The following is a 19,596-nucleotide window of genomic DNA, read 5'->3' as shown; positions in this document are numbered from 1 at the left end:
AATTTACATAGCTATCATAGGTAATTTGCACAGGTAATTTGATATTTATTGGCAAATACTTTGGTAGAGTTCAGCTTTAAAGCCTAAGTGTAACTGTTGACTTGACTCATCAGATGACTCTATTAACAACAAAGGTCGCTTCAACAAAGTAGGTTGAGCAATAACTTGTTCAAAAGCGACTTCATCAGTGAGATTATTTTTAATATCATCACTTAAGTTGCGATAAGTCGTACTACGTTTATTCAGTAGAGTACTCCAATCATTAAGTTCAACAAATTTAGTTAATAGAGCCTCTGTCAGTGGCTGCTTTTTAAAATCGTAAAATTGATGCGCGATATTATTTGTTGTAAGCCATTTTAAAGCCTTTTTAACTGTATCGCAGTTATTGATTCCGTATAGTGTTAATTTTTTAGTCATAATAGTTACTAGTTGATTATCCTAATGTAAAATTGAATTGTAGCTGAAAAATTAATTATTCAATCACGTTGTAATCGTTTAATTTAAGTGTTTCGATTGCTGCCGAAATAGCCTCTTTTTTTACTAATATGTAGTCGGTATCAAATGTAGAAATAGCGAAAATGCTAATGCTTTCATTAGCCAGCAAAGTGGCAATGCGTGATAAAATTCCTGTTAACGAGAAATCTAATGGGCCAACAACTTCTAATGCTTGCCAATTAGTTTCAATTGCATCGCTATTAATTTTAATGTTTTCAGGTAAAACGATAGAGACTTCATTAAACGTTTTCGCAATAAAATAAATAGGTGCGGTAAAAACTTGATCGGGTATGTCACGCTCTTTAGATAAGCGATGAATAGTAAAAGATTCATTTAAGCGTTTTAAGGTTAAAGCCATTGTAAATCCATATTTTATTAAAGGCGTTATTATAACTATTTTTTAGTATGAACTCTAGCAAAGGACAAAATATTGCAGTAGTGATAACATCCACAAAACCTGTGGACATCTTTGTGTGTAATTATGTGGGTAAAGTTTAAGGTATTGATTGTAATGGATTTAATGCTGTGTTTGTTTTTTAACACATCGTTAGTTTTCTCGATTGCGCTTCATTTGTGGATGTTATTAACGTTGAAAATGCAAGCTATAAAATAATTTTTTTAGTTTGTCATGCTAAGTTTATTTTCGAGTCACTTTTCCAGGCTGTACATTAGTGCTATAGTTTAAATATGAATATATCTGTAATAGACCTCATTAAATTAGGTCAAAAATATTGTAAGCTTTGGCCTGAAAAAGCCGAATTAGCTCGGTATTTTTCTGATTATCGTGCGGTACAAAGTGCACGGTTTGTTTGTCGCTATTTCCCTGCATTGTCGTTATTTACTGTTATTATGCAGCTTTATTTTGCGTCTGGCTTTTTTAGTGGCAATGGTAATATCAATAATGCGATTAACGCATTACCCCAAGCTTTAGTGTATGGAATCTTTTTATTATCTATTCCTGTGCAAGCTTTAGTGATGTTAGGCGTTAAAGCGGATAAAATTTTACCTCCGCCTTTAGCATCTTGGTATCGGAGCGGATTAGAAAAAGCATTAACTCAAGGAAGTAATAAACACCTTAATGATTTAGCCACGTCAAACCCAAGATATATTGATTTAGCCCAATTGTTGCATATTACTTACGCCTCTCGAAATACATAATTTTAGGTCATATAAGCGTTTTATCACTAATACTTATATTTTAATGAAAGAATAAGTATTATTTTTACTTTTTGTATAAACGTAAAATAAAGTCTGCCTGGCAAGTAAATTGATCCATTGCTTTAATTTGTGCCATTAATTCTTTTGAGGCTTTAAAGGCAAAGGGTGTCATCGCTAATAAGTTTAAGACATCTTCACTGCTGCTAAAGTGCATTGGGTATGTTAATTTCTGCTCTTCAATGAGCGTTAAATTTTCAATAGGACTCTTACTCGTGTCATGCTGGTTAGCTTGTTCATAAATAAGTTCTTTTAATTCAAATAGGTGTTTTTCAGCCGGGGTCACTGTTAAAAGGTAGCCGTTTTCACTAAGAATACGTGTAAATTCCGTTTCTAAAATTGGCGCATACACAGATACAAGCCAAGCAAAGTAATTATCACTAAAACTTAATTTAGATAATGTCCCTACACTAAAGTGGCAGGTCTTATAACGTTTAGCGGCAATTTTTATTGTTTCTTTGGCAATATCAACACCGTACACATTATTTGTACCATTTTTATGTTGATGAGTATAAAAACCTTCTCCACAACCCGCATCAAGTAAAGGCGCACTTGTATTGCCATATTGCTGATAAAGCTCAAGCATTTTATCAACTAATGGTTGATAGAAACCTTTATCAAGAAAAGCTCTTCTGGCAACAACCATTGCTTTATTATCACCTGGCTCTTTTGAGTGTTTAAATTGCACAGGAAGCAAATTTACATAACCTTGTTTAGCCTGATCAAAACTATGTTTATTATCACAACAATAAGTTTTACCGATAAGAGATAATGGTTGCTGGCAAAGAGGGCAGAGGTATTTTTCTAATTGAGACATAGTTTACCTTTAGCATTAACGTATAATAGTTAATGCTAATATTTTATAGAAATATTTAGTGGTTAAAAGTAGACCAAATTGGTGCATGATCAGATGGCTTTTCTATACCGCGTAATTCATAATCAATATCTGATTCAATACATTGTTCACTTAAGCTTTGTGTTGCTAGTACAACATCAATTCGTAAACCACGATTGTCATCAAAACCCCGTGAACGATAATCAAACCAAGAATATTTTTCAGTCTGTTCAGGATGAAGTTGACGGAAAGTATCAATAAAGCCCCAAGCCATTAATTTGGCTAACCATTCACGTTCTTCTAATTGAAATGAACATTTTCCTGACTTTAACCAACGCTTACGATTTATCTCACCAATGCCAATATCTAAATCGAGTGGAGAGATATTGATATCACCCATCACAACAATTTTCTCATCTTTGGTGTGATGTTCATTTAAGTAAGTCATTAGATCTTGATAAAATTTACGTTTATAAGGAAATTTAGTTTCATGGTTAATATTCTCACCTTGTGGGAAATAACCATTTAAAACGGTGATCTTTTCGCCTATATCATTAGTGGTTTCTACCATGATCATTCGGCGTTGCGCTTCTTCATCATCAGTAGGAAATCCTTTTTGAACTTTTATTGCAGGTTTTTTACATAGCATTGCCACACCATAATGGGCTTTTTGTCCATGAAAATATACGTGATATCCCATGGCTTCAACCGCTTCAAGTGGGAATATCTCATCGTGAACCTTGATTTCTTGTAGGCCAATAATATCGGGTTGGTGTTTATCAATAATGGCTTGTAATTGATGAAGACGAGCGCGAAGGCCATTAATGTTAAAAGAGATAATTTTCATAAAACAGACTCAGTAAAAAATTTGTTGAATATGCTAACAGAAACTTTTTTTAAAAACCCTAATTATTACCTGATCTTACTATTTTTACTCAAAGATGTTTATTTTTTAACTTTTGTAATAGATTGTTACCGATTTAGTTTTTTTAAGCTATTGAGCTTTTTTGTATTATTGTTATAAACTGAAGGTATAAGTTATATTAAAAAATATTTTTAGAACCTTTTTTGATATACCTTATGAATGAAGTTAATAACTTGAATTACATTAAAAATAATTACAATGAATAAAAAAAATAACTAATAGAAGGGAATACCAATGCAAAGACGTGACTTTATTAAACTCACTGGTGTCGGTGTCGGCGGGCTTGTACTGCCTATGTCGGGCATGGCTGTTTCAGCAGAACAATTATTAGACAAACCAATGGATGTCGTGTTTAAGAAAAAACTTGCCGATATAGCGCTCAATGCTGCTAAAGCGAAAGGCGCAACTTATGCCGATGTACGTATTGGACGGTATTTAAATCAATTTATTACCACACAAGAAAAGCGTGTTGATAACATAGTTAATACTGAGTCTGCTGGTATTGGTGTTCGTGTTATTGCAAATGGTACATGGGGGTTTGCTTCTACCTCTAATATGACACCAGATAGCGTAGCTAAAGCCGCTGAACAAGCGGTTGCTGTTGCTGTTGCTAATTCAAAATTTCAAACCGTGCCAGTACAATTAGCACCAGTTAAAGGGGTTGGTGATGTTACTTGGAATACACCAATCACAAAGAATGCATTTGAAGTACCTATTAAAGATAAAGTTGATTTATTGCTGTCAGTAAATGATGCAGCCATGACGAATGGTGCTAATTATATTACGTCAGTGCTATTTCTGGTTAATGAACAAAAATATTTTGCTTCTACTGATGGCTCTTATATTGATCAAGATGTACATCGTTTATGGGCACCATTTTTTGCTACTGCTATTGGCGAATCAGGCTTTAAGCAACGTACAGGTTTAGGTAATCCTGTTGGTATGGGGTTTGAGTACTTAGACGGCAAAGAAGAAGATAAAATTCGTATTTCTGGTGCTAATGTTGGTTATAAAAATTCTTACGATATACTCGAAGATGCTGCTGAAGCAGGTAAACAGCTCAAAGTTAAGCTGAAAGCTAAATCAGTTGAACCAGGAAAATATGATTTAGTGTTAGACCCTGCGCATTTAATGTTAACTATCCATGAATCAGTAGGCCATCCATTAGAGTTAGACCGAGTATTAGGTTATGAAGCTAACTTTGCTGGAACAAGTTTTGCTACTTTAGACAAATGGAAAAGTGGCAAGTTTAATTATGGCTCTAAAATAGTTAATTTAGTAGCAGATAAAACACAACCTTATTCATTAGGGAATGTCGGCTTTGATGATGAAGGCGTTAAAACCAAAGAATGGGATCTAGTTAAAGATGGTACGTTAGTCAATTACCAAGCTACTCGCGATCAAGTACATATGATTGATCAAAAAGAATCACACGGTTGTTGTTATGCACAAAGCTGGCGTGACGTGCAATTTCAACGTATGCCTAATGTATCATTAAAACCAAACAAAGAAGATATTTCAGCAGAAGATGTTATTAAAGATGTTGAAAATGGTATTTATATCGCAGGTCGTGGTTCGTTCTCAATTGATCAACAACGTTATAACTTCCAGTTTGGCGGTCAATTATTTTATGAAATTAAAAATGGTAAAATTACTGAACAAATTGAAGATGTTGCTTATCAATCGAATACGCAGGAGTTTTGGAACAGTTGTACGCAAATGGCAGGAAAATCGGATTACAGAATAGGCGGTTCTTTCTTTGATGGTAAAGGTCAACCTTCGCAAGTGAGTGCAGTATCTCACGGTTGTCCAACGACACGTTTTAACAATATAAACGTGATTAATACCGCACGTAATGTGTAGTCGTTAATTCGATACACAAAGCAAAATAATTTAAAGAAGGAATATGTAATGACTATTTTATCAGAGCAACATGCAAAAACATTGCTTACTAAAGTTTTAAAGTTTTCAAAGGCAGATGAATGTGAGTGTAATTTAGATGGCCAAGTTGGTGGCAATATTCGTTATGCACGTAACACTGTCTCTACCGCGGGTGAGCAAAGTGATTTAACACTTTCAGTTCAGTCTACTTTTGGACTTCGTACCGGTGTCGCGACTATTAATGAGTTTGATGATGCTTCAATTCAAAAAGTAGTACAACGCTCGGAAGAGTTAGCTAAATTAGCACCAGAAAACCCAGAAAGAATGCCTGTTTTTGGTCCGCAAAAATATAGTAAACCAACAGGTTTTTTTGATTCAACAGCTAATGTTACTCCTGAAGATAGAGCACAAGCAGCTGAAAACAGTATTAAACCCTCAAAAGCGAATAAATTAGTCTCTTCAGGTTTTTTACAAGAAGGTACTAGCTTTACTGCAATCATGAATAACAAAGGTTTGTTCGCTTATGACAAATCAACTAATGTCGATTTCACGGTAACCATTAGAACTGAAGATGGTAAAGGATCGGGTTGGGCAACGAGCGATTACAGTGATGTGAGTTTACTTGATACTAAAAAAACTTCAGATGCGGCTATTAAAAAAGCATTAGGTTCGGTTGATGCTAAAGAAATGGAGCCAGGTAAATATACGGTAATTTTAGAGCCTGCCGCGAGTGTGCAGCTACTAAGTAACATGTTTGGCAGTATGGGACAGAGACCAGCAGATGAAGGCCGTAGTTTTTTAAGTAAAAAACAAACTAAAGATAGTGAAGGTAACTTGGTTGGTGCAACGAATAAATTAGGTGAGAAGCTTTTCGATGAGCGAGTTCATATTTATTCAGACCCAATGCACCCTGAAGTACCAACACCACCTTTCTCTGGTGACGGTTATAGTGTGAGTAAAACTGACTGGGTAAAAGATGGCAAAATTATCAATATGCCAAATTCTGCTTATTGGGCTAAAAAAACGGGTGTTGAATATAAACCTACAGCTTATGCGGGTTCAGGTATTTTTGGTGGTGCAGCACAGTTTATTATGGCCGGTGGTGATGAAAGTCTTGAAGAGATGATCAAAAATACACGTCGAGGGGTATTGGTTACTCGTTTATGGTATATCCGCGCTTTAGACCCACAAACCTTGCTTTATACTGGTTTAACGCGCGATGGTACTTTTTATATTGAAAACGGCAAAATTAAGTATCCAATTAAAAATTTCAGATTTAATGAAAGTCCTATCGTAATGTTAAATAATATCGAAGCATTAGGTAAGTCAGTGAGAATAAATGGCTCTATGGTACCACCTATGAAAATTCGTGATTTTACCTTTAGTAGTTTATCTGACGCGGTATAAATCTATTTCATTATCGTAAATATGCTGAATTAACTTCAAACCTTGGTTTATTGTTTGAAGTTAATTCAATTCTAGTAAGAAGAGTTTATATTCTTTACTATCATCTTCTAATTACGCTAATTTTTTTATTATGAATAGACGCTATTTTCTAAAATCACTTTCTGCACTTACAGGTATTACAGCCTTAGGAAAGATACCTTCAGTATTATCAGCGCCTTATTTTGATTTTTACTTCACCCGTTTAAGTTATGAATCGGGAGATTGGGAGGTTGATGAGCGAATGCCTGCCAATGTTCTAAATTCGCTGATTGAATACACAAGTTTACGAGTTGATATAAAAGAACGCATTGTCCCGTTATCTGATCCCATTATGTTAACCGCACCATTTTGTTATTTAGCGGGCCATCGGTTAGTACAATTTAATCATGAAGAAAAACAAAATTTTAAACGTTATGTAGAAAATGGCGGCTTCGTTTTTGTTGACGATTGTAATCATGATATTGATGGCATGTTTGCACGTAGCTTTGAACAACAAATGAGGGAAATTTTTGGCGAGAACTCATTAAACAAAATACCAAATGACCATGCTATTTACTCTTCTTTTTTTAAGTTTGATAGGCCGCCTCGAACATCTATTGAGCTGAATGGCTGGGGAGACGATCTAGTGCATGATTATCTAAAAGCGATTGAAGTAGATGGCCGAATTGGTGTGCTTTATAGCAATAAAGATTTAGGATGCGAATGGGATTATGACTTTAGAAATAAGCGTTGGTTAAAAGTTGATAATACACGCTTTGCCGTCAATATTGTTATGTATGCAATGACAGCTTAACCGTACAACAATGGATGAAAGAATGAACGAACAAGAGATTACCGCGACATTAGATAAACTTTCTCAAGTCATCGATGAAGTTGGAAAAGTAATTGTTGGCCAAAAGAATGTGATGGAAGAGTTGCTAATCAGCATTTTAGCAGGAGGGCACTGCTTACTTGAGGGTGTACCAGGCTTAGCAAAAACGTTAATGGTGAGTTCATTAGCGCAAACATTAGAACTAAACTTTAATCGCGTGCAATTCACACCTGATTTAATGCCGAGTGATATTATTGGTACCGAAATATTAGAAACAGACCATAGCAGTGGTGAGCGTTTTTTTAAATTTCAAAAAGGACCTGTTTTTACCAATATTTTGTTAGCGGATGAAATCAATCGTACACCACCGAAGACGCAAGCCGCACTCCTTGAAGCAATGCAGGAAAAGAGTGTCAGTTATGGTGGGGAAAGCCATGCCTTACCTAAACCATTTTTTGTTTTAGCAACCCAGAATCCAGTTGAGCAAGCAGGCACTTATCCTTTACCAGAGGCACAATTAGATCGTTTTTTAATGTTTATTCGTGTGGGCTACCCAACTCAAGCCGAAGAAGTAGAAATATTAAAAAGAACCACAGGTAACGCAGAATCTACCTTAACACGCGTATTAAAAGGTGAAGAGTTACTCGTATTGCAACAACTTGTACGCTCAGTTGAAGTATCTGATACTTTGCTTGATTATGTGAGTGCACTTGTTAGAACAACAAGGCCCGATTCAAGCGATAATGACCTTGTTAAGTGTGATAAAGTTAACTCGTTTGTACGTTGGGGAGCAGGACCTAGAGCAGGGCAAGCATTAGTACTATGCGCTAAAGCTAAGGCATTATTGTCAGGACGTTATGCGATGACTTTAGCCGATCTTATTTTTGTTGCCCCTGCTGTTTTACGGCATCGAATTTTACTTAATTTTCAAGCTGAAGCTGACAATGTATCAACAGATGATGTAATTAGTGATTTATTATTAAGCGTTCCAAAACCTACTAGTCCGTTAGCATAGGTTGGGTTTAAGTTATTACAATGCATGAATTTGTTGACCCCAAAACATTATCTCGAATTAAAGACTTACCTTTAGTTGCTAAAACCTTAGCACAAGGTTTTTTACATGGCCTACATACTGGTACTCAACGAGGCGTTGGCATAGAGTTTAGCCAATACCGTGTTTATGAGCCTGGTGATGATCTGTCTCGAGTTGATTGGAAGCTGTTTGCTCGTTCTGATAAGTATTTTGTCAGAGAGGCTGAGCGGGAAAGTGACATTAATGCTTGGTTTGTCTTAGATACCAGTGCTTCAATGTTACAAAAATCTCAGTTCAGCTCAAATGAAAATTCATGGCATAAACTTGATTATGCGCGTTGCTTAGTAGCAACGGCTGCTTATCTTGCCCAAAAGCAAGGTGATAATGTTGGCTTTTTATCCTTAGATAACGATAATCAAACGTTTCTTCCTGCGTTATCTGGCGAACGTCATTGGCAAAAAATTCTTCTAGGATTAACGCGCTTAAAAGCACAAAACACTTTTCCTACGCTTGAACATGTTATGAATCAATTAGGTCGTGTACAAAGAAACGGCATTATTTTTGTTATTAGTGACTTTCATCAGCAAAGTGATGAAATTGTTGAGCTGGTAGGGCAACTCAGTAATACCAGAACTGACGTCGTTACTATTCAATTAAGCTGTGATGATGAGGAGCTATTTCCTTATAAAGGTGCGATTCGATTTGAAGATTTAGAAACTAAGGAGCAAGTGTTAGTTTCGGCAAATCAAGTTAAAGAAAAGTACTATGTTGAAAAGCAAAAATATCAAACGGACTTGCTGAATAGATTAACCAAAAACAAAGTGAAACACTTTATTGCTAATATAGATGAGCCGTTTGATCAAACCTTATTTGATATTCTAACGATGAGAAATAAGGCTGTTATAAAATGACATTTCCTTCAATAGCCTACTGGTTTGTACAATCGCCTTGGATGCTACTTGCGCTTTTGAGTTTACTTGTACCGTTAATTATTCATTTATTCAGTAAAAGTAAGGGGAAATTAGTCCCTTTTGGTAATATTCGGTTAATTCAATTAAGTAAACCGGTAAAAATGAATGAAATACGTTTAGTTGAGCGCTTATTATTATGTTGTCGTTTACTTATGCTGTTTTTTTCGGTGCTATTGTTAGCTCAGCTTTATTACGATGAGAGAAGTAATACTGATGGCGCTACTGAAGGTAATATCTTAATTACTAATGATTGGCTAAATAATGCCACTGAAGCGGAATTAAAGACCTTAGCATTAAAAGCTGAAAATGTGCCTACTTATCTTTTATCAGCAAGGGTTGAACGATTAACCAGTGATAAAATTGTTACTTGGAAAAATACGGTCACCAATACTAATAAAAGTAATTATTTAAAAGAAAGTAAGCAACAAAATACTTGGTTACTTGTTAATAACTATGCCAAAACTTTACCTAATAACGTAAATATCAAGGTTTATACTACTAATCGTTTATCACAATTTATTAACGGTAAAATCTATTTTCCGGATAATATTACATGGAATATTAAGCACTTATCTGAAGATGAAATCACTAACTCAATGGCGTCATTAATCAATAAAACACTATCAGTAGTCGTCATTAGTGATAAAAGTAATAGTGAATATTTACCGGCGTTAAAGGCTGTTCTTTCTATTATTCAAACGACTAAGCTTGAGAACTTAGCCTTTAGTTTCCACCTTTCTGATGAACTTAACGATGAACTATTTCAAGATGAGCAAGCTAAAGATGATTTACCTAAAGGTAACTCTCTTGAATATGAACCATCCAAAAGTGATCAGCTCCATAATAATATTACAGGCAAGTATGATTCGATTTTATATTTAAGCTCTGCGCCAATTCCTTTGTTTATTAATCAAGAAGTTCGAAAAGGAACAAGCTTAATTGCTGATATAACGCATGCAAAAGATCCTACTGTGACTCATTTGGTGAACTGGGATGAACTTGTGACAAAAATAACGTTTCCATCAGAATTGATGTCACTATTGCTAGATGAAGCAATAAAAGATCACCGAATGCAGCAACAGTTAAGCGATGAACAAATAACGAGTCAACTTGTCCATGAAAGCTCTGCTATTGCATCGTCCTTAGGTGATAAAGATGATTATAAAGAACAAACTAATAAAGAACACTATGCAAGTAAGTATACGGAATCATTTAAAAACGAATCAATGACTCAATTATTGATTATACTGTTAGTGCTTTTCTGGTCGCTTGAGCGCTTGTTAAGTGAAAGATTTCGAAAAGCGCAGGAGGAAAGTACGCTAACTAAGGCGTTTAACTCAGATAATGTCAGTCATTCTAGTGACATGCTTGTTGCTCAGACATTGAGAGGTAAGGATAATGTCTGATAATAATAACGCAGAAAATTCGATTAACGTTCAACTTAATGCTGTAGTGAAACAACTAAAAGTTAGATGGCATTGCTATACTGTGGTTAATTTTTTGCCATGGCTAATAGTATTGTTAACTATGGGGTTTTACATAAACATACCTATTATTTTACTCATTATAATAAGCACATTAACTCTTATTTTAACTATTTGGATAAGAATTAAATCTTCAAGTTATCAACAACTAACGTTAAGTAATTTATTACAGCATTTAAACCGGCTATACCCTGAACTACAAGAAAGTGCACAACTCGTTACTCGAGATGACGATTCACTTTCAATATTACAGACATTACAAAAACAAAAAACAATTAGCAATATTGAACTTTTATTAAGCGATAACCAGGGTGCAATTTACCCTAAAATATCTTATCAAAATAGTATTGTGTCATTTGTTTGTGCGATGATAATTTTACTATTAATGTATTTTAGTCATCTATGGTTACCATTACTGACTGTAAGCGAGAATGACGCTATTAAGGTAACTGTTAGTAAAGATAAAATGGCAGAGACTAGCCAAACACTTTTATTGACACAACATGAAGTCCTTATAACACCACCAGGTTATACCAAGTTACAAAGCCGCCAGCAAAATGATTTAAATGTATCAGCTGTTGAGGGCTCAATTCTGCGTTGGCAATTAGCTTTTACTACCACTGTCGATAATGTTTTCATTGAATTTTCAGATAATCAAAAATTATATTTTACCAAAGAAAGCCAAGATTTTTATAGCCTAGAAAAAGCCGCTGATTATACCAGTGTTTATCGTTTGGGCATTCTCGTTAACGGCGTTGAGACCTTATTACCTGAGGTTTATACTTTAACAATAGTTAAAGATCAAAAAGCTAAAATCACTATTATTAGCCCGAAAAAAACGATTACTGAAATTGCGACACAAGATCATACTGACGTGTTGACACAGGTTAAAATAACCGATGATTATAATGTCGCTAAGGTTGAAATATTAGCTTCTATCGCTAAAGGCTCTGGTGAGTCGGTTAAGTTTAGAGATCAAACTTTTAATTTTGATTCCACTGACGTAATTGACGGGGTTGATCATTATTATATTAATTGGCAGTTAGAAAAATTGGGTATGGAGCCAGGTGATGAACTTTATTTTACTGTCAAAGCATGGGATAACCGCCAACCAACTCCGCAAATAACACGGTCAATAACAAAAATAATACGTTGGCTTGAAGATGAAGATCAGGCTGTGATGTTTGACGGTGCATTGCTTAATTTTATGCCGGAATATTTTAAAAGTCAGCGACAAATTATTATTGAAACCATTGAGCTTATAAATGATAAAACAGAGTTAACTACGGAACAATTTGTTGAAAAATCAGAGTTATTAGGTATTGCTCAGCGTGAGTTGAAAGAAAAGTATGGCCAGTACTTGGGTGATGAAGTAGAAGATGGCGGCGGTAGCCATGCCATGAGTCATGAAGCTAGTGAGCAAGTTTCGAGTCGAGTAGAGACTGTCACGAATCAAGATAATCATGATGAATCAGAAGAACATCATCATGCTCCTGAGCATCACCATGAAGAAGCAGGACACCATGCCAGTGATGATTTTGCAATGAAAGGCTTTGGTACAGATAAATCAGGTAGTAGTGAGGTTATTAGTCAATTTGGGCACAATCATGAAGAAGCAGATATTGGTATTATGGCACGCCAAGACCCTAAAGCTTTAATGAAACGTTCTATCACTAATATGTGGCAAGCAGAGTCGCACTTAATGTTATCAGTACCTGAAAAAGCGCTTCCTTATGAAGAAGAAGCATTAAAGTATTTAAATATGGCAAAAAAAGCAGAGCGTATTTATGTTAAACGCCTTGGGTTTGAACCACCACCGGTGACTGAACAGCGGCGATATCAAGGTGACTTGGATGATATTTTAAGCTATCGACACCATCAAACCATAGATTTAACTGATAATGAAAAAAATCAGTTAAATAAATTTTATCGTTTATTAAATAGATTGCTAAGTCGTGTGAACAATAAGGTGCCAACGTCAAAAGAAATGTTGCTCTCAAATACAGAGCGACAACTTGTTAGCAATGTAAAAAAGCAACTTAAAGCGTTACTTGATAAACGCCCTGTATTGATAAAATATGTCGCTATTATAGAGCGAATATTACTCGCTAATAGTTTTACACTTGATAATTGTCAATTGTGTTTACCTGACTTAGCAGAAAAAATTTGGCAATTACTACCTGAGCCTAATGCAAAACCCCAAGTATTGAGAAAGCCTTACCTTACTACAGATGCTTTAACTCAGCAGTACGCTGAATTTTTGTCGGTACAACCATGATTTTTAATATAACGGAAAACTTACAGTTAGCTCTTCCAAGCCATCTTATCGCTATTGAATATGGGCTTATTATGCTGAGTTTTATTATCTTAGGCATTACCATTGTTGCAGCTTATCAACGCTTAACTTATTCACGCCGCTTTTTTGTGATTGTTTTACTTAATATGCTCTCATTTTGTGCAATTATTGGCTTGATCAGTGATATAAAAATAAAAACGCAAACTGAAATCTCAGCTGTGTTATTAACTTATGGCACAAGTCAGCAACAAATTGAATCAATACCTAAGGATAATAATACACAGTTTTTTCTTTTATCTTCGCCACGTAATTGGCAAGCTTCATTAGATTTATCTGCGCTAACTAAACCCTTGCTCATTGAGAATGTAGGTGAAATATTGGTATACCAACCTTTAGTTACTCAGTTAAGTGTTTATGGCGATGGCTTGGCGACACCAGAGTGGCAAATATTGAATAGCTTGATTAATTCAACAGCGCATGAAAACTTAAGTAAACAGCAATTTAATGTTAATTTTTATCCTTCAAGTATTCGAACTGGCCCACTAAAACTTAACTGGCCTAAACAATTAGTACTAGGCCAACCTTTTTATATTTCTGGAACATTCAGAGCACAAAAGCAAGATGAAGAACGAATTTTTAAAATAAGTTTATCAAATGCTTATGATGAAGTTGTTGATGAATTTTTAATTAAACATAATGAACGTTTTAATTTATCGGCTTCGTTAAAAAGCCAAGGTTTATTTACGTATCAGTTGAAAGTTTTCGATGATGATCAAACGTTGCTAATGTCAGAGCCGGTATCATTTAGTGTTACTTCAGCTGAAAAAATAAAAGTTGTTATTAAGCAGTCGGCAGCTTCTTTTGAAAGTAAACATTTAAAAAATTGGTTAGCAGAGCAGGGTGAGGAAGTATTAGTTTTTACACAAGTGAGTAAAAATAAACATATTCAGCAAGTTGTTAATGCGACGACTGATGTAGAAGTTATATCTAAGCCAAATAAGGGAGATAAAAGTACTGTAAACATAATTGACAAAGCGTTTACAAGCATTTTATTGAAAGATACTGACTTACTTTATATGGATGGTCGTGCAGTTTTATCCTTAACGCAGGAAGAAAGTACACAAGTTGAAATGGCTGTAAAAAATGGCCTAGGTTTAATTATTATTGTCGATGATGAATTACTGTTATCTTCTAATGAAGCGTTAAGTCATTCATTATTAACGCGTGTTTTTTCACAAGAATCATGGCCATTAAGTACAAAAGTGAATCAAGGGTTAACCACTATACCGCGTTGGTTACATAGCCAAGAAGAGCATACTTTATCCTATACCAATGCAACTTTACCTAAAGTTAACGGTGAGGTGCTTGTTGAGGGCAATGACAGTCAAACGTTGGCGATTGCACATAATTACGGTTTAGGCACGGCGACTTTCTCATTAATTAATAGCAGTTACCAATGGCTAACCTCTGATAATAAAAGTCATTATAGTCGTTATTGGCAGTATATTATTGAGAAGACTGCGCGTTCAGCGCAAGAGTCAGGATGGCAAAAATCACCTATTGAACAGATTTATTTTCAAGGTAATACACAACCAATGTGCGCGCAACTAAATGGAGATGATATCAGTGACTTACAAGTTGAAAATATTAATTTATTACCGTCAGTTGTTCTCGATTCTGCTTATTGTGGCGTCTATTTAAGTGATTATTTAGGTTGGCATAACTTTACTCTTAAGAATGAAAAGACGGATTTAAATCAAGTCAATATGAGTACATCATTACAAAATAATATACGCTCAAATAGTCAATCAGTTTTTGTTTATTCACAACGAAATTGGCTAACTTGGCAACAATTATTGAAGCATGAAGCGAGTCATTTAGCACATAAAAACTCATCAAAAATAGCAGACAAAGTCAGCTACTTACCTATTGATAAATTAGCGTTTTGGTGGTTATTGTTTATCAGTTCATCTTTATTGTGGTACGAAAGAAAAATATTTTAAATTTTTATTAAATTAATACTAAAGCTTTACATTTTTGGGTCGATAACTTCTTTACATAACATTATTTAATCAACAACTTTTTTAAATTTAAATTTTTAATTATAGTTTTGTAAAGAAGAGATAATCCTTTGGCTGTAAACGTTGTAGATGACACAGTTAACACTAATTCGGTAGCTTCAAAGCCTTTATTGCATGAATTGCAATTAGGTGAGCAGTTAAACGAATGTGTGCATCAGTCAAGACGTTCCGACTTTTCTTTAATGTTAGCGATGCTTTGTGATGATGTTAGAGAGCAAAGCCAATTTATCTTACCAAAGTCTGCACCAATCGATGGTACGTCAACAGATATCAAAGAAGTTAACAATAAAACGTTAAGAAAACATTTTGATCTGCCAGATGAAGCACCGTTAGCATTAAAAAACATGCAACAAATTAATCGCTATAACCAAAGCCAATTGATTATTGATAATGATTTAGCTTCCTTGCATTTATCTAATGCTATATCACCAAATCCACTTGCGTTTCGTGATGATAAAAAACATATTGAAAGTAATATCTTAACTAACACGAATGTGATCTGCCAAGAAAAACATGCCAATAAACAAGAAGGGCAAGTGATGAACAAGCCGTTAAATATGGATGTTGATGGTTGGTTGAAAGCGGTTCAAAATTCAGTTGTTGAATCAAGCTTAGTTAATGTAGCAGCTTAAGATCTCATATTTTAAATAACTCTTAAATCTGCGTTACCTCTACTTAAGTTAAAACTTAATTGATGAGTCTGAAAATTAGTAGTTTTATTTTCTAACAACTCTTATGAATGTTCGTCAATTGCTCACTTATCACAACATTGTTTAAATTTTTTGCCTTTTTTTATTGACCAGGCAGTAGGGTAATTATTGCAAGGGCATAAATCTTTTCGTTTTATTTGCTTTAGTTCGCTATGTTCAATAATTTCACCATCGATATAACGCCATTGTAAGTTTTGTCTTTCTTCAGCATTATTCTCTAAGGTAACGGGGTTTGATGAAACATGCTCTAGAATAAAGCGTGAGTTTTCTCTTAATTCACACAGAGTATTATTTGTTATATAAAAAGCTGAAAATTCAACAAATTGATCAGAATATTCATTATATATTGTACTTGAATTATTGTTGATTGCATGAATTTTAAGTGCTATCCATGTACAAGACTTCCCCCAATCATTAATTTCTTTCACCGACTGTGAAGCTTGGCTTATTTTGGCGTAAGTGTCATAAATGTATTGACCATTTCCCAAGGCATAAGCACTAAAGCGTGAGCGCATTAATTGTTCAGGGTCCTCAGGATATATTGCTTTTATTTCATTATTTTCAATAAAAACTTGGCAGCAATTAGCAAAGCTTTTTTCTGAGCCGCAAAAACAGGGATTATTAGTTAACATAGAGGACTACACATACAAAAAAATAGGACTTTAGTGATTAATGAATTAGGATTCGTTTTATTATAGCTTTTATTGTTGTTAACCTTAACTTGGTTTTCGTGTTATTTAGCGAGTTTTATCGCAGAAACCAGGCTACTGGTGGTTTTCCCTTACACTTTCGCAAAAAATTACAATACTCTATTCTCCTATGAGTATTGATCAATTCCTATTTGATTAGTATAACTGTGAACACGTGAATAAATTAATCCAATATATTAATTCTTACTCTCAAATTAAGAGACTATAACTTTATGAAATTAAACTTAATAGCGGCTGTTTTAAGTATTTCTTTAGTTGCTTGTGCAAGCACTGAAGATACCACAAAAACTAGCTCAACTTCGTTAAAATCGCCTGCCACTGTTTTATCACCTACAAGCAATAGTGGTGATGTAACCAATAATAATGAAGTTATTACATTAAAAAAAATCACATTAGAAAAAATCATGTCAGATCCTGACTGGTTTGGACGTGCGCCTGAATCTTGGTATTGGGGTGATGATAGCAATACCATTTTCTATAAACAAAAACAGTTAGGTAACCCGCTAAGAGATCTTTGGGTTAAAAATTTAGGCTCAGGCTCACAAGCACAGCAAGTTAGTTTATCTGAGCTACATAAAGTTGCAGACAGCAATGCAAAAAGTAATAGCGATGGTAGTCTTGAGATTTATAGCTTTGAAGGTAATGTTTTTGTTAAAAATGTTGCGACTAAATCAGTAAAACAGATTACGTATACTTCTGCCAATGAAAGTGATGCGTTATTTTTAACTAACGGAAAAATCGCTTACCGTATCGACAATGTTTTTTATGCACATGACTTAGTCACCGGGCAGGTTGTTGAATTAGCTAACTTACAAATGGCTGAAAAACCTAAAGGTATTGAAGCACCTACAAGTTACTTAGCTAAAGAACAGCATAAACTGATTAACTACATTGCATTACAGCAACGTAATGGCGAATTAAAAGAGCAACAAAAAGACAGCTTAACAGCACAAAACACGACAGTGACACAAACCAAATATTATTTTGGTAAAGATAATCAAGTAAGCCACGCAAGCTTGTCGCCAGCGGGTGATAAATTATTTGTGAGTATTACTGAGGCTAAATCAAGCCGAGATGATTCGGATATTATGCCAAACTATGTTACTAAAGATGGCGTGATTGCCGCTGAAAAAGTACGCGCTCGTGTGGCTAATAACCGTCAGTATAAAGAAGAGCTATTTTTTATCGATTTAAAAGCAGGTAAAAAAGTGGCGTTGAACTACGAATCACTGCCTAATTTTGATACTGATGTGCTTGCAGCAGTAAAAAAAGAGAACTATGCACGTGAAGGAAAAACCTATAAAAGTAGTAAAACGGCTAGAAATATTCATTTATTACAAATGTGGTTTCCTGTTAAATGGAACGACGATGGCAGCCAAGTTGCTTTAATGTTAGAAGCTTGGGACAACAAAACTCGTTGGTTAGCTACTGTTGATTTTGAAAAAGAAGCCTTAGTTAATCAGCACGAGTTACAAGATGATGCTTGGATTAACTGGAGCTTTAACGAATTTGATTGGGTAGGAAATGACGCGCTTTACTATTTATCAGAAGAAAGTGGTTATTCTCATCTTTATTACAAAACGTTAAATAATGGTAAAACTAAACAGCTAACGTCGGGTAAATTTGAAGTAAGTGACGTTACTCTAACAAAAGACCAAAAACGCTTTATTTTTAAAGCCAATAAAAAACATCCTGGTATACATGAAATTTACCAAGTTGATTTGGCTAACAATGTTACGGCATTAACAGATCTTGGTGGTCAAAATAGCTATGCTTTAAGTCCTGACGAATCTGCATTGCTTATTGAACATTCTAGCTTAACTATGCCGCCAGAATTATATGTTCAATCATTAACGTCAAATGCACCAGCTACACAAATAACGCATACCGTTTCTGATGAATTTAAAGCTTTACCATGGGTTGCACCAAGTATTGTGGCTATACCGTCAAGCAAGCAAAAAGAGCCGATTTACTCGCGTGTTTATTTACCTAAGAATTATGACAAAACAACTGAGAAAAACCGAGCAGTAATGTTTACGCATGGTGCTGGGTACTTACAAAATTCTCACCTTGGTTGGTCTGGTTATTTCCGTGAATTCATGTTTCATTCAATGTTAGTACAGCAAGGCTACGTGGTTATTGATATGGACTACCGTGCTTCAGCAGGTTACGGCCGAGATTGGCGTACTAGTATTTATAGACATATGGGAAAAGTTGAAGTTGAAGATATGCGTGATGGTGTTAACTGGATTGTTGACAATGCTAACGTAGATGCTAAGCGTGTAGGCACTTATGGTGGGTCTTATGGCGGGTTCTTAACATTAATGTCAATGTTCACAGACCCTACGTTATTTGAATCTGGCTCAGCTATTCGTTTAGTATCAGATTGGGCTTATTATAATCATGGTTATACGTCTAATATTTTAAATACTCCTGAAGATGATGCCATTGCTTATGAGCGTAGTTCACCTATTTATTTTGCCGAAGGTTTAACTAAACCCTTATTAATTAACGCACCAATGGTTGATGATAATGTGTTTTTTGAAGACACTGTTCGTTTAGTTCAACGTTTAATTGAATTAGAAAAACAAGACTTTGAAACGGCTATTTATCCGGTTGAACCACATGGTTTTGTACAACCGAGTTCATGGTTGAATGAATACCGTCGTATTTATAAGTTGTTTGAAAATACATTATAAAGAT

Annotated in this window: 16 protein-coding genes; 11 read left to right on the top strand and 5 right to left on the bottom strand. The window is 34.8% G+C overall.

The genetic code is table 11. The annotated features are described in order from the left end of the window. Positions 1-45: 45 nt before the first annotated feature. Positions 46-417, bottom strand: a complete 372-nt coding sequence (locus Q4503_RS11915) for a Spx/MgsR family RNA polymerase-binding regulatory protein (RefSeq protein WP_303602403.1) — start codon at positions 415-417, stop codon at positions 46-48. Between the two features lie 55 nt (positions 418-472). After that, positions 473-853 (bottom strand): ACT domain-containing protein, encoded by a 381-nt coding sequence (locus Q4503_RS11910; protein WP_215972781.1) that lies wholly within the window; start codon positions 851-853, stop codon positions 473-475. Between the two features lie 329 nt (positions 854-1,182). On the opposite strand from Q4503_RS11910, the gene yfbV reads away from it, so the two are divergent. Then, entirely contained in the window at positions 1,183-1,653 is a 471-nt protein-coding gene (gene yfbV, locus Q4503_RS11905; protein WP_303602402.1) for a terminus macrodomain insulation protein YfbV, read from the top strand. Positions 1,654-1,717: 64 nt separating this feature from the next. Here yfbV and rlmA read toward each other — a convergent pair whose 3' ends face one another. Both rlmA and xthA read right to left on the bottom strand, forming a co-directional pair. After that, entirely contained in the window at positions 1,718-2,527 is an 810-nt protein-coding gene (gene rlmA, locus Q4503_RS11900) for a 23S rRNA (guanine(745)-N(1))-methyltransferase (protein WP_215972783.1), read from the bottom strand. Between the two features lie 55 nt (positions 2,528-2,582). Then, positions 2,583-3,392 (bottom strand): exodeoxyribonuclease III, encoded by an 810-nt coding sequence (gene xthA, locus Q4503_RS11895; protein WP_215972784.1) that lies wholly within the window; start codon positions 3,390-3,392, stop codon positions 2,583-2,585. 312 nt (positions 3,393-3,704) lie between these two features. Here xthA and Q4503_RS11890 point away from each other — a divergent pair, with 312 nt between their 5' ends. The 9 genes from Q4503_RS11890 (at position 3,705) to Q4503_RS11850 (ending at position 16,105) form a co-directional block, all read left to right on the top strand. Then, complete coding sequence (locus tag Q4503_RS11890; protein ID WP_215972785.1) at positions 3,705-5,333, top strand: TldD/PmbA family protein; 1,629 nt, start codon at positions 3,705-3,707, stop codon at positions 5,331-5,333. A 48-nt stretch (positions 5,334-5,381) separates the two neighbouring features. Further along, positions 5,382-6,758, top strand: a complete 1,377-nt coding sequence (locus Q4503_RS11885; RefSeq protein WP_215972786.1) for a TldD/PmbA family protein — start codon at positions 5,382-5,384, stop codon at positions 6,756-6,758. Between the two features lie 130 nt (positions 6,759-6,888). Then, complete coding sequence (locus Q4503_RS11880; RefSeq protein ID WP_303602401.1) at positions 6,889-7,590, top strand: DUF4159 domain-containing protein; 702 nt, start codon at positions 6,889-6,891, stop codon at positions 7,588-7,590. Between the two features lie 22 nt (positions 7,591-7,612). Further along, entirely contained in the window at positions 7,613-8,623 is a 1,011-nt protein-coding gene (locus Q4503_RS11875) for a MoxR family ATPase (protein WP_303602400.1), read from the top strand. 20 nt (positions 8,624-8,643) lie between these two features. Then, positions 8,644-9,552 carry a DUF58 domain-containing protein gene (locus tag Q4503_RS11870; protein ID WP_303602399.1) on the top strand — a complete coding sequence of 303 codons (909 nt, stop codon included), beginning with the start codon at positions 8,644-8,646 and terminating at the stop codon, positions 9,550-9,552. Continuing rightward, a complete protein-coding gene (locus tag Q4503_RS11865; RefSeq protein WP_303602398.1) occupies positions 9,549-11,018 on the top strand; it encodes a BatA domain-containing protein in 1,470 nt (489 codons plus the stop codon). The genes Q4503_RS11870 and Q4503_RS11865 overlap by 4 nt, the downstream gene beginning before the upstream one ends. Beyond that, positions 11,011-13,374, top strand: a complete 2,364-nt coding sequence (locus tag Q4503_RS11860; RefSeq protein WP_303602397.1) for a hypothetical protein — start codon at positions 11,011-11,013, stop codon at positions 13,372-13,374. The genes Q4503_RS11865 and Q4503_RS11860 overlap by 8 nt, the downstream gene beginning before the upstream one ends. After that, on the top strand, positions 13,371-15,395 hold the full coding sequence (locus Q4503_RS11855) for a hypothetical protein (RefSeq protein WP_303602396.1): 2,025 nt from the start codon (positions 13,371-13,373) through the stop codon (positions 15,393-15,395). The genes Q4503_RS11860 and Q4503_RS11855 overlap by 4 nt, the downstream gene beginning before the upstream one ends. A 128-nt stretch (positions 15,396-15,523) precedes the next feature. Beyond that, the gene (locus Q4503_RS11850; protein WP_215972793.1) at positions 15,524-16,105 is read left to right on the top strand and encodes a VC2046/SO_2500 family protein; all 582 of its coding nucleotides are present in this window, start codon (positions 15,524-15,526) and stop codon (positions 16,103-16,105) included. A 122-nt stretch (positions 16,106-16,227) separates the two neighbouring features. Here Q4503_RS11850 and Q4503_RS11845 read toward each other — a convergent pair whose 3' ends face one another. Continuing rightward, the gene (locus tag Q4503_RS11845; protein WP_303602395.1) at positions 16,228-16,815 is read right to left on the bottom strand and encodes a YchJ family protein; all 588 of its coding nucleotides are present in this window, start codon (positions 16,813-16,815) and stop codon (positions 16,228-16,230) included. 290 nt (positions 16,816-17,105) lie between these two features. Between Q4503_RS11845 and Q4503_RS11840 the strand changes: the two genes are divergently transcribed. Further along, positions 17,106-19,592, top strand: coding sequence for a prolyl oligopeptidase family serine peptidase (locus Q4503_RS11840; RefSeq protein WP_303602394.1), 2,487 nt, complete (start codon positions 17,106-17,108; stop codon positions 19,590-19,592). Positions 19,593-19,596: the final 4 nt, after the last annotated feature.

This window comes from Colwellia sp. 6_MG-2023 (assembly GCF_030547765.1).
Classification (GTDB): domain Bacteria; phylum Pseudomonadota; class Gammaproteobacteria; order Enterobacterales; family Alteromonadaceae; genus Colwellia.
Note: the sequence above shows the minus strand (reverse complement) of the source record. Positions and strands in the feature narration are given on the sequence as shown.